Raw genomic sequence first — 12,221 nt, 5'->3', positions numbered from 1 at the left:
TCCTCCGCACCTATCCTCACGGACTAAGCACTATGTGTCGGCTATGTACTTCCGCCACCTGCGGTGTACTGGAGACTTTCACTCCTTAGTAGAGTGCGCTGCCAAGCGCACAAAAAACGGCCTGTCGATCTTCATGTTCGACAGGCCGCCGATGTTTGTAAATGTCGTTTCCGTCCCCATTCTATGCCGCTTAAAGGCCGGTCGCATCGCCGGCATAATGCAGCGACAGGCACCTGATGGCGGGTTCGCCTTCGCTTTCCGTTATGTCGAGAATAACGCCGCGTATCTTCACCGCAGGAAGCCGGATAATGGCTTTATGACCGATATTCCGCCCTTCATATACCGTTACCTCCGCTGCGGAATGGGCTGTCACGACTCGGATGACGAACGACTCCACGCTTTCCCCCAGCGTCAAATCCTCTTCGATGACGATATGATCGAGCAGATGGCTCTGTTCCGCCTCATAGTACCATGTTCCGTTCTCCAGCACGCAATGATCAAAGCTTGCGATGGGATGGCTGAATCTTCGCATGACCTCCGAACCGAGCGCAAGCAAATGCTTCTTGTCCTTCCGCGGCAATAAGCCTTCCCGGTTCGGGCCGATGTTCAGGAGCAGATTGGCTCCCCGGTCAATTGACAGGTAATAAAGTCCCAGCAGCTCATCCAGACTTTTCACCATATGTTCGTCGTGGTCGCTATAGAACCAATGGTTCCTCATCTGCACATCGCATTCGGCCGGGAACCGTAACATTAACCGATAAGCCCGCTTCGCTCGACGCTTTCCACGAAATAACGCTGCGCAAACATATAAAGCAGCACAATCGGGGCGATAAAGAGCAGCTCCCCGGCATTTTTGACCAAATAAGCGTACAAGGGGTCCGTCAGCGAGAAGGAGGCCCACATGACGGGCAGCTTCGTGGACAGAACATCCGTGGACGTTAGGAACAGAGATACGAAATAATTGTCGTTCCACTGCCATACGAACGAGAAGAGGATAACGGTTACTATCGCAGGCACCGCGTTCGGCAGCATAATCCGGTAAAACGACTGGAAGACGGAGCAGCCATCGATGTAGGACGCCTCCTCCAGCTCCGTAGGAATGCCGCGGAAAAACTGGCGGAATATAAAGATGAACAGCCCGCTCTTAATGCCCATGCCCGTCACGGATTGCAAAATAAAGGGCCAGTAGCTGTCCAGCAGGTTGATGCCCTGCTGTCCCGTGAACAGCTTCACCAAGCCGAAAATATCGAAGTAGCGGTAGTTCAAATACGTTGTGATCATGATCGTCTGCACCGGCACGATAATCGTAAAGATGACGCACGCAAACAGGATGCCGCTTCCCTTGAAGCGCAGCCGCGCGAAGCCGAAAGCCGCAAGCGAACAGGACACGACCTGCAGCAGCGTCGATATGCCGGCGATCGTCAGCGAGTTAAGCGCCGTCTTGGGATAGCTGAGCGCCTCGAACGAGATGCGGATCGTCTCCCATGTGAAATGCTTCGGAATCCATAGGACGGTGGTGTCGTAAATGTCCACCCTGTCCTTGAAGGAAACCGATAACTTAAAGAACAGAGGGTACAGAATGACGAAACAAAACCCCACGACAAGGATCGTGCGCAACGTTACCCAGCTCCAATGCTTCGCCCAGTTAACGGGATGCAAGCGGCGGGCCCGCCCTGCCCAAACTTCCGCGCGCGTACGAACGGCAAGCTTCACGCCAATCTCCTCCTTCATCCATTAGTCGTAATAGAATACTTTGCGCGAGATCAACGTCGTCGTGAGCAGCAGGATCAGTCCCACCACAATAAAATAAACCCACGCCATCGCGGCGCTTAAGCTGAAGTTCAGCGATTGGAACGCCGTATCCGTAATCATCTGGCTAAGCGCGTTTCGGCTGTACGCGTCCACGATCGTGTAGACGACGTTCGTCAGCAGAATGGGACTGATCATCGGAAAGGTTATTTTCCAGAACGCCTCGTAGCCCGTCGTCCCCTCGATTTTGGCCGCCTCGTACAGCGACGGCGAGATGGATTGCAGAGCGGCGAGGAAAATCAGGATCTGCACGCCGGAAGAGCTAATCACCTCGTAAATCCGATCGACCGAGCCTGTCACATAATCGACGATAACGCCGCCGACTCCCGCCTCCAGCAGCAGCCTCTGCAGCTCGAAGCTCGTAAAGGCGAGCCCCCCATCCTCTGATGCGCCAGTGACGGAAGACGCGATGGACGCCATCTGCGAGCTGTTCTCCAGCGACAGGACGGGCGCGGCCAGCAGCACCGGCAAGAAGAAGATGGAGCGGGCGAATACTCTGCCCCTGAACTTCTGGTTAATTAGCGTTGCGACGAACAAGCTGAATATCGTGATGGAAGGAACATTAATCACGATGTCGCTCACGGCTTCCAGCAGCGTGCGCGTGAATGTCGGGTGAGACCGGAACAGCTCCTTATAGAACGCGAATCCGGCGTATTGCGTATCGAACCCGCCCTTGCCTAGCGTGAGTGTATTCAGGCTGTACAGAAACGATTCATAAAGAGGAATGAGGAATAGAATCACAAACCCGAAAAGCCAGGGCGCAACAAAGATGATGCCTAGCGCCGCCTTTCTCTGCTGCAGACTCATCCGCCTTCTCGTCATACGCCTTCACCGCCTATTACGCGGAAGCCTTGGGCTTCGATTGTCAGCCCGCCCTCCGTAACCGCCTCTTTTTTGTAATTTACGATAATCCTCAGGCCCTTCTCGAAGGTCGTCTCATAGACGCCGTCCGCCAGCTTGCGATGATTCGCGATCGTTTGGCCCCGCACTTCCCTAAGCGTCTCGTTCGTCTCCTTGTATAGCTGCGCGGCTTCGTCCAGCCAATTGGCGTAGTATGGGGAGAAGAGATAGTTCAGCTTCGTATCCCGGATGACGGACGGCTCCTCGTAGAACCATTGATAGTACAGAATCGAGCCCGTCTCCAGCGTTCTGAGCAGAGCGGCGCGGCTGTCCTGATTGCGGCCGTGATTAAGCGGCGCTCCCGCCAGATCGACGTACCCATGGAGCACCATCGAATAGAACGGAATTTGCTCCGGGGCGATATTGAAGCCGCTGCTCGTAAGCGGAGCATTCACGATCGTCGATGCGTACGGCAGAGCATACGCATTTCCCCCGCTTATCATCACGTTGCCGGATGCCGCGCGAAACTTCTCCATGTTCTGCTCCGCTATGCCGGCTGCGTCCTGTCGGTCGATCGTCCCCTTCGTAGGGATGTCGCTATTTAGGTCCTCGCCAAGATCGCGCAAGGATAAACCCGAAGCCCCGTATGACGAATAGCTCTTCAGGAATCCGTCTACGACGCCGTCCAGCTTGCGCGGGGACAGCACGTAATAGGCCCTCCCTTCCGGGTTCGTCGTCACGAGATCTTGTTTGTAACGTTTCGCCGCTTTCCGGTTCAAGAACCGGGCGCCGTCCCTCGTCGCCTTGAAGCCTTTGCCGTTCACATAAACCCGCTGGAACGCGACGTCGGGATACACCTCGATATTTCGCTCCTCCGCGTAGGCGAGCAGCCTCTCCCAGCCTTTCCGTCCTCCAAGCGACTCGTCCGGCTTGACGGAGTCCGGCAAAGAATGATAATAGCCTTCGTTGAACCAGCCGGAATAGCGGAGATCGATCCGGAAGACGCCTCGGTTTTGCAGTTCATCCAATATGCTTGTCGCCTGCTTGAAGGTCGTTACCGGCCTAGTGGAGCGGTATGGAACGCCCATGAACGTCTTCCTCACCGGAATGGCGCCGACCAGCTCCATGACGAACGGCGTGTCCTCTTCAGCCTCCAGCGGCTTCAGTCCATGCTTCTCTACTAGATATCGGCGATACGCGCTGGCCATGCCCGCGTAATCGGCGTCATCGCCGGAGAGGAACGAATAGCGTACGGCGATCCCGCCGTCGTACAGGTCCGAATATTTCGGTACTTGGCGGGTAACGGAGCCTGCCCGGAATTCCACCGGTTCCATGTCCTTCAGGCGGAACAGAGCTCCTACCCTGTTGTAGCTGTTCAGCTTGCCGCTTGTATCCGCCGTTACGGATGCTTGCGCGTCTCCCTGCTCGATGATGGCAAACATCGCCTCGTCTCCGCGCTTCATGCCGAATACGGGCAATCTGGAAATTTGCTCGAATTGAACCTGTCTTCCCTCTTCGCTCTTCGGCGTGTAGTCTTCTCCATAGAGAGGGACCTCGTAAGCTCTCGCTCCTTTGTTCGTTTCGTTCAGGGCGATAAGCGCGCCCGAGCCGTCCGGCACGAGCATGTAGCCTTCCTCATCCTGGCCGGCCGCTCCGAAAAACGGCAGAAGCTGAATTTCGTGCAGCGGGAACGCTTCCGAATCCGTTACCTTCGTCGTGTCGATCCGCGCGATTAGATGCTGGCCGTCCAGTTCATAGCGGATCGGGACCGTAAAGCGCGGCGCCAAGTCTTCCTCCGATTCCTGATTAGCCGCCTGCTCACTGTCCCGCTTCGCTTCCTCGGCGGTATAGCCGATGGATTGCAGGATCGCGACGACATCCTTTACGATGTAATCCTGCATATCCTTGCGTTCGTATAGCGCCTTCTCTTCATTGTAGAAGAAGCGCGACCGCAGACGGCCTCTGGCGTCTTCATCCTCGATCTGTCCCAGAATTCGCTTCTCGAACCGTTCCTTGCTTACCGCAACGGGAATTGCGCTCAGCCCTTTCTCTGAGCTGCCGATTTCGTACGTAACGGTAACGCCGCCCGCGTCTGTCTCAATCTCGAATTGCCCCTTCTCCACGCTGTCGGCCGCGTTATTCATAAAGGCTTCGTGTCCGCGGTCGTTGTAATAAGACAAAATAAGCTGGGATGCCAGCTCCTTCTTATTCACGGCGGTCGCGATCCGGTCTTCATCCCGCCCTTCGGGGTTGGTCGACCACAACTCTCCGCTTCGCTTATCCTTCACAGCGACGACCGTCGTTTCGGGATCCAGCAGCAGCTGCAGCATGTCGTTTTCCACGACGAGCTCCATGCCGGGGGGCAGCTCTCCGCGAACAGTTGCGGCGGCCGTCTTGACCTCGCCCTTCTCTTTGCCGGGAGCTTCGGCGGAGGCGGAAGCCGCCCGTATGGCGCCAGCCGCCCCCTCCGCCGCCGCATGCTCCGAAGCCTGAAGGCCGCCCGGCGCCGTCTCGGCCGCAACAACGGCCGCGATCAGACAGCAACCGAGGAGAATGATCCATGATTTCCGTTTGCCCATTCTGCCGCCTCCTTAAGCCCTTGCCCTTATTTCGGTAAATAGAGAGATTACGAACGCAGCCATCTGCTGCAGCAGGCTGAAACAAAGAATGCCTAAAAACACGATAAAGATCATGACGACGACAGTCAAAAACATCGTAACCACCGTTTTCAGTATCGAATACTGGTGAACCGTCATCATCCCGATGAACAGAAGCCAGAGGAACCAGATATACGCTACCGACTCTATTAAATAATAAAAGGGCGCTTCTTCCCGGGTGATCATAGTGCTGAACAAGATTTGCGGGACGTACAGAACCACAAGGGGCAGCAGAGCATAACCCGCAGCCATGACGATTTCCCGGAATTTCCCCTCGCCGTCCATCAACGTCGTCAGCGACCAGTTCGCCACGCAGAAGAGCAGAAACGGAAGCACGATGAACGCAAGTTCATCCACGCTGTTCAGCTCATTCGGCTTATTGAAATTGACGATAAATCCGGCGAATTGCCGCTTCATGATCATGGTCCCCACCAGCATGAACAGAATCAGCAGCGCAATGCCAACCCGGCCTTTGCCCTCGTATTTCAGCTCCCAGAATCCCGCAAATGGCCTGAACATCGTATGGAACGGCGCTTTGACGACGCCCGTATCAACGAAGTAAACGTTCGGCCGGCGCCTGACCCAGTAGATCCGCGCCGCTATCGCGACCGCCGCCCCCGACAGCAGCACAGTCATGATCGTCCCGAAGTTGTCCCACACCAGCTCTTTGCGGTAACGCTTGAAGGCTTCGGAATAATATTTGCGGTTGTTGCCGTTTTTGAAATAGTCCATCGCCAGCTTGTTCCGATCCTGCTTAAGCAGCGCTTTACCCATGCCGATGTAGGCGATGTCGAAGTTGGCGTTCAGCTGGAGCACTCCGTTCCACGCCTCCGCCGCTTCCTCCGACATACCATTGTAATGCGCCTTTACGGCGTCGCGGATGAGAGTGCCATAGCGGGTCGGGGCAAAGATCGTCAGCCTGTTCATCTCGTTGTCGATCACGGCCATCCGATCCCCGATCATTTCGATAGCGACCGGCTTCTGAAAATTGTTCGATCTGGTGCCAATGCCGCCGAACTGATAGAGCAGGTTGCCGTCGCGGTCGTATGTGAAGATGCGGTTCCGCGTGGAATCGAGGCCGCTGTACATGCCGCTTTCTTCCGATATGACGTCGATAAACCGAGAGCTTCCTTCGTTCAAGAGCTGAACGGCCGCATCGCCCGCTGCCGCTGCGTCCACCCGTATGACGGACACGTCTCCCATCGGCGGGAAATAACCTTCCCGCCGAAGAATGTCTTCGCCGCTCGGGTTAAACCGCTTGATCGGCTCATTCGTGTTGACCTCGGAGGAGACCGCATAGATGAACCCTCTGTCGTCGACGTCCAGATTGCTGAATTCAATCGGAAGGAACAGCTCCATCTTCTCCGCTTGCTCCTTCGTGGACAGCCTCTTCCATAACAGGTCCGCGGGACTGAACCTGACTTTGTTCGTGCCGACATACCCTTTGAAGCCGCCGGACGCGTCCAGCTCCATAATGCCCTCGTAGGCTCCCTGAGCCACGACATAAATCCGGTTTGCTTTGTCCACGTTCAGCTTCAATGGGAAAAATTGAAAATCCTTCGGAATGATGCTGGATTCCGGCTTGTCGTATTCCGCAAGCCATTCGCCTTCTCCCGTCAGCTTGACGATCCGGTTGTTGTACGTATCCGCCACATAAATAATCCCGTTCGCGTCGACGTATACCCCGTACGGCTTATTGAACGTATCCATGCCGTCCCCTTGCCGGAAACCGTCGATAACGCGGATCAGATTGCCCCGTTCATCCAGGCATACGATGCGGTTGTTGCCGGTGTCGGCGATATAGATCCTCCGGTCTTCTCCCACAAAAACGTCTTGCGGTTCTTTGAAATGGCCGATGCCAAGGTCGGCTCCGTATATATGCTTCTCCGCCGCATAGGGATATGGGGCAGGCTCCGCCTCGTTCCAATAGGAGTAGTTGTAGCCATGGTCAGGCAGCGCGTAAGCCGGAGCGGCGAAGCCCTCAGAGAAGCCCGCGATGAAGCAGACGAGGATCAGCAGCAAACAGGCTTTTCTACTTACTGCCATGTGTGCTCCCCCCCTTTCTCGATTAATCTTTGAGGCCCGAAGTCGACATCGTCTGAATGACGCTGCTCTGCGTGAAGATGAAGATGGACACGGGCACAAGCATCATGATGAGCGCCGCCGCGGCCATGGGACCGGAGCGGATGAAGCCGCCAGACAAAATTTGGCTGAACGCGTAGTCCATCGTCTTCAGCTGCTCGCTATAGACGAACGAAGCGCCTTGTCCGCCGCTTCCCGTTCCCCACAATCCCTTGAACGAGAAAATGACGAGCGTAAGCCAAGCCGGCTTCACCATGGGCATGACGATCCTCCAGAAGATCCGGTATTCGCTCGCACCGTCGATTTTGGCCGCTTCGATGACGGCGTCCGGAATCTGCTCCATGAACTGCTTCATCAGAAACAAGCCAAGCGACGTTGCTAGCGCCGGGAAGATAAGCGCCCAATACGAATCGAGCAGCCCAAGCCATGTGATGGTCAGGTAGTTCGGGATCGCCGTCACCTGCGGCGCGAACATAAGCGACAGGATGACGACCGTGAACAAGACGCCGCCGCCTGGCAGCTTCAGCTTCGCAAGCGGATAGGCGGCCATGGACGCCAGAATGACGTGACCGACCGTACCGGCAATCGAAACGAATATCGTATTGAACACGTAGCGGGACAGCGGAACCCACGAGTTCGAGAAGATAAGCGTTAAGTCGTAAAAGTTATCCAGTGTGGGAGATCGCACGATAAAGGTCGGCGGGAACAGGAACATCTCGTCGAGCGGCTTCAGCGCCGTGCTGATCATAAAGACGAACGGCACGGCCATGAACGCTCCTGAGCCCGCGAGCACAAGGAACAGCGCAAAGTCCATCGCCCTTGAGCGGTTCAGCTTCTTGCTCCGTCTTAAGCTGAGCCGAAAGCTTGCGTTCATGCTCATTCCCCCACCTTCCGCAGCAGCTTCTGCACAATCAAGTTGGAACCTAACATCATCGCGAACAAGACGGACGCGATGGCACTGGCGTAGCCCATCTCGAACCGGATCGTGCCGAAGTCGTTCAGATGGGTGACGATCGTATGTCCCGCGTATTGGGGACTCGGAAAGCCGACCAGATTGGTCGCCACGTCCGCCACCGCGAAGGAGGACGTAATCTGCATGACGGCGCCGAACATGAGCATCGGCCGTAGCGACGGCAGCGTAATATACCACAGCTCCTGCCACCTGTTGCGGATGCCGTCGATCGCCCCCGCCTCGATGAGCGTCATGTCCAAGCCCTGCAATCCCGCGATAAAGGCAAGGAACGCCGTTCCCAAGCTGAGCCACAGCTGGACGATCATAATGATCCCCAGCATATATTTAGGGTCCTGAAGCCATTGGATCGGCTCCAGGATGAATCCCCACTTCATCAGGAAGGCGTTCACATAGCCGAAGGAATCGCCCGAAAACGCGACCTGCCAGATCAGATAAACGTTGCCCGATATGGACGGCGCGTAGAATAGCAGCGTAATGACGGAGCGGATGCCCGGCGACAGCTCGTTAATGAGCCAAGCCAGAAAGAAGCAGGCGACATAGCTGAGCGGCCCCGTAATCGCCGCGAATAGAAGCGTGTTTTTGACGGCGATGAGAAACACTTCGTCCTTCACGAACAGGTTGGCGTAATTTTCCCACCCGACCCAGCTCGGCGGCTCCAGCACATTGAAATTCGTAAAGCTGAGCCCGAACGCCATCAAAACGGGAAAGGCCGTAAAGATGAAGAACAAAATGAAGTATGGCGCAAGAAGCGCGTATCCCTGCCGCTTCGACTTGATCTCGCCGAGCATGAGCGACAGCTTTCCCCGTCTGTTACCCGTTCTCGCAGCCGGCCCCGCCCCTCTGCCGAGCTCTGTGCCGGCTTCGCTTCGACCGGTCCATGCAGACATCGCAATCGCCCCTTTCATTCATTCGGCAAGCCGAATTCTTTCCGTTTTTTCTTGATTTCATCGTTAATGAACCTCGTATACATATCGAGCGCCTCGCGCGGATCCTCATCCGAGATGACGACGCTGCGGAATGCGTTGTCCAGATGCCGTCCCGTGAAATAGCCGCCGGCTACCTCGGGAACGCCTCTGGCCCAGCCCCACTGCTCCATCAGCGTGTTGTAATCGTCCACCTGCCACGGTATCCGTGCCACGGCTTCCAAATTCGCAGTGGCGTTCCTCCCCGCCGGACCGAAGATGCCTTCGAGCTCCAGGCTGTACTTGGCCTGGGTCTCCGCATCGGTCCACCACTTCATGAACGCCCAAGCTTCGTGCTTGCGCTTGCTGTCTTCAAGCATGACAACAGACTTGCCGTTGGCCGGAACGTCGCGCCGGATCATGCCGTCTTCTCCGCGCATGCCCGGCACTACGGTGAAATCCCATAAGCCCTTCAGCTCCGGCGCGACGATGCTTATAATGTTGAACCTCGTGTAATCGGCGATCGCGATCGGCATCTCCCCGCTCCGGAACCGGTTGACGAAGTCCGTCGTAAGCGGCAGCTTATATGTCGTATATAGATCCGTCCAATCCATAAACGCCTTCACGGCCGTCTCGGTATCCAGCGCGCTTTCCTTGCCGCCATCCCGGTACAGCTCTCCGCCGTTCTGGAACAGCATCGTCCCGTAGGTCGCGTTTACGGGCAGAGAGGCGTTTTCCTGCACGTTGGAACCCAGACGGACCAATACTTGGATTGGAAAGCCGAACAGCAAATTTTGCTTCTGCAGCTCCGGAACCAGTTCGAACACGTCGTCCCATGTATCCGGAATGTCAAGGCCAAGCTCGCCCATGATGTCTTTGCGGTAGAACAAGACGGGGAAGTCTTGCTCGCTCGGCAGCGCGTAGGTTCCTCCGTCGAAGGAATAAGGAACGAGCGCGCTTTCGTGGAAGCGCTCCTTCACTTCCTCGAAGCCGGGGTATGCCGACAGATCCTCTACCGCATGGCGCAGCGCATAGTTGACCGGCTTGTCGTCCGGCAGGGCGAACGCGACATCTGGACCGCGACCCGCCAGCATCGCCTGCAGCAGCACCGCTTCGCTTACGACTTTGATCTCTACGGAGATGCCGGTCTCCGGTGTGAACGTTTCGTCAAGGAGCCTCTTCACGATTTTGGCCTGGTCTATTCCTTGCGTCATCCAAACCTCAATCTTCTTGTCCGTCTTCACGGATGCGCCGAGCTGGTTGTAGTCAGTGAAGAAGGACAGCATGAAGGAGCCGGTGTGATGTTTCAGCTTGCCCCAGAAGTCTGCTTCGGGGGAAGGCATGCGCTTGTCCGGAGACGCTACCGTGATGTAGTCGAGCGAGAGCGGCATGTAGTTAATGGAATAGATCCAATCGCCGAGCGAGCTCGTATTCGACTTGAACGTCTCCAGCCGGCGCGCTATCGTATCCGGCTTCTCCGCCATGTCCCGAAGCTGGTAGATCAGCCGGTTAAGCGTCGCCGTCCGGTCACTGCTTCCGCCCGAAACGGCCTCCACCCGGCTAACGACGGATGACAGAATATCCGCCTGTTCGGACAGCACGTCCACCAATTCCGGAATTTTCTGCTCCAGCTGATAATCGCGATATTCGTCCGGAACGGTTCCAGTCACCATAATAATGCGTCGGTAGATCCGATTCAGCTCGAGCACGCTGGATTCCACGGTGCGAAGCAGAATGTCCATCTCTCCCAGCGTTACTTCCATCTTGAGCTCGTGCTTGCCTTTCGTCAGATAAAACTTGTAAGGCTCGCTTCCGTCTCCGAGCGTCGTCATCTTCCATGAAGTGGAGAAGCCGAAGCCGATGCTCTCCATTTCCTTAAAGGGCATCTTGCCGTCGATATACAGCTTCCTATAGGAGGTCATTCCGCGCTGGAAGCCCTGCTTTTGCTTGACGCCGATATGGTAAAGCCCGTCCTCCGGGACTTCGATTTCCCATGTCATCCACTGCCCGGCTTCCGACCAGTTATAGCCTCCGATCGTATTGAGCCGGATTTGCGACATATGGTAAGGCTCCAAAGCGGGACTGCTGCGGTCCATCATGGGATACAGCACCTGGCTAGACCTCAATTCCGCCGATTCGGCCTGCACCTTGACCAGCACGTCCGATGCGTCCCGGTTGCCCGCGCGTTCGTATCCCGCCGCCAGTTCGGCGTAGTCGGCCGGTTCTTCAACATTGCTTAGCTTTAAATAATCGATAATCATCTTCTCGCGCGACGAAACCAGCGTTATCGTATGACTCCCTTCGGTAAAATAAAATAAATACGGCTCGTTATGGCGCCCATCCGAACTTTGAAGTGGGGTCTCCAGCCATTGCGGCTTCTCGATCTGCTTCACGTGAAGATCGTTCCCCCGCTCGTCGCGGTCCGGCTCGCCCGCGCTTGACCAGATGCGGCGAAACATCAAATTCCGGCTCTCGGAGAACGGCGAATTACCGTCGATGAGCAGCTCCCGATCGATATTCGCGCCTTTGCCCTCCACCGGGTAATAACGAACGGATATGCCGTAAAGCCCCGTCTCTGGGACGTCGACGGTCCAAGTGACGCTGCCCTTCTCGTCCGTCTCCAGTAATGTGCCGTCCGCGCCGGGGATGCCGCTTACCCGCTTCGGCTCCATGCCGTCCGCGCCGCTGAACGTCTCCGCGCGCACGAGCAGCTCCCGATCCGGTCTCGGAGCGTCCGCGAATTGCGAGAGATATTGGTCGTACCCTCCCTCGCTTTTGTTGCCCAGCATCTTATCGTCCGCTTCATCCGAGCCGTTCGTCGCCGTGACCGAGCCTCTTACGCCTGCGGCCTCCGCATATCTGTTGGGAATCGCTTCGGGCATCAGGCTAGCCGCGCATAACGCGATCAGAACAACCGAATTCAGTAGCCGGCGTTTCGCCCCATGTACCATAGGGTGC

General features: G+C 56.4%; 8 protein-coding genes. All 8 read right to left on the bottom strand.

From position 1 onward, the window contains the following. Nucleotides 1-190 precede the first annotated feature (190 nt). From RB620_RS20795 to RB620_RS20760, 8 genes are read right to left on the bottom strand one after another with little or no spacing between them, the layout of a single operon-like run. Entirely contained in the window at nt 191-751 is a 561-nt protein-coding gene (locus RB620_RS20795) for an alpha-L-fucosidase (protein WP_308097638.1), read from the bottom strand. Beyond that, complete coding sequence (locus RB620_RS20790) at nt 751-1,713, bottom strand: carbohydrate ABC transporter permease (protein WP_308097636.1); 963 nt, start codon at nt 1,711-1,713, stop codon at nt 751-753. The genes RB620_RS20795 and RB620_RS20790 overlap by 1 nt, the downstream gene beginning before the upstream one ends. 21 nt (nt 1,714-1,734) lie before the next feature. Then, nucleotides 1,735-2,631 carry a carbohydrate ABC transporter permease gene (locus tag RB620_RS20785; RefSeq protein ID WP_308097634.1) on the bottom strand — a complete coding sequence of 299 codons (897 nt, stop codon included), beginning with the start codon at nt 2,629-2,631 and terminating at the stop codon, nt 1,735-1,737. Continuing rightward, nucleotides 2,628-5,228, bottom strand: a complete 2,601-nt coding sequence (locus tag RB620_RS20780) for a DUF5696 domain-containing protein (protein ID WP_308097632.1) — start codon at nt 5,226-5,228, stop codon at nt 2,628-2,630. The genes RB620_RS20785 and RB620_RS20780 overlap by 4 nt, the downstream gene beginning before the upstream one ends. Before the next feature lie 12 nt (nt 5,229-5,240). Continuing rightward, nucleotides 5,241-7,352, bottom strand: a complete 2,112-nt coding sequence (locus RB620_RS20775) for a YIP1 family protein (protein WP_308097630.1) — start codon at nt 7,350-7,352, stop codon at nt 5,241-5,243. 22 nt (nt 7,353-7,374) lie between these two features. Further along, entirely contained in the window at nt 7,375-8,262 is an 888-nt protein-coding gene (locus tag RB620_RS20770; protein WP_374121440.1) for a carbohydrate ABC transporter permease, read from the bottom strand. A 2-nt stretch (nt 8,263-8,264) separates the two neighbouring features. After that, on the bottom strand, nt 8,265-9,248 hold the full coding sequence (locus tag RB620_RS20765; protein ID WP_308097627.1) for a carbohydrate ABC transporter permease: 984 nt from the start codon (nt 9,246-9,248) through the stop codon (nt 8,265-8,267). A 14-nt stretch (nt 9,249-9,262) separates the two neighbouring features. After that, nucleotides 9,263-12,214 (bottom strand): extracellular solute-binding protein, encoded by a 2,952-nt coding sequence (locus RB620_RS20760; protein WP_308097626.1) that lies wholly within the window; start codon nt 12,212-12,214, stop codon nt 9,263-9,265. Between the last annotated feature and the right edge of the window lie 7 nt (nt 12,215-12,221).

The organism is Paenibacillus sp. LHD-117 (assembly GCF_030929555.1).
Classification (GTDB): domain Bacteria; phylum Bacillota; class Bacilli; order Paenibacillales; family Paenibacillaceae; genus Pristimantibacillus.
This window is presented reverse-complemented; position numbering and strand designations above follow the sequence as displayed.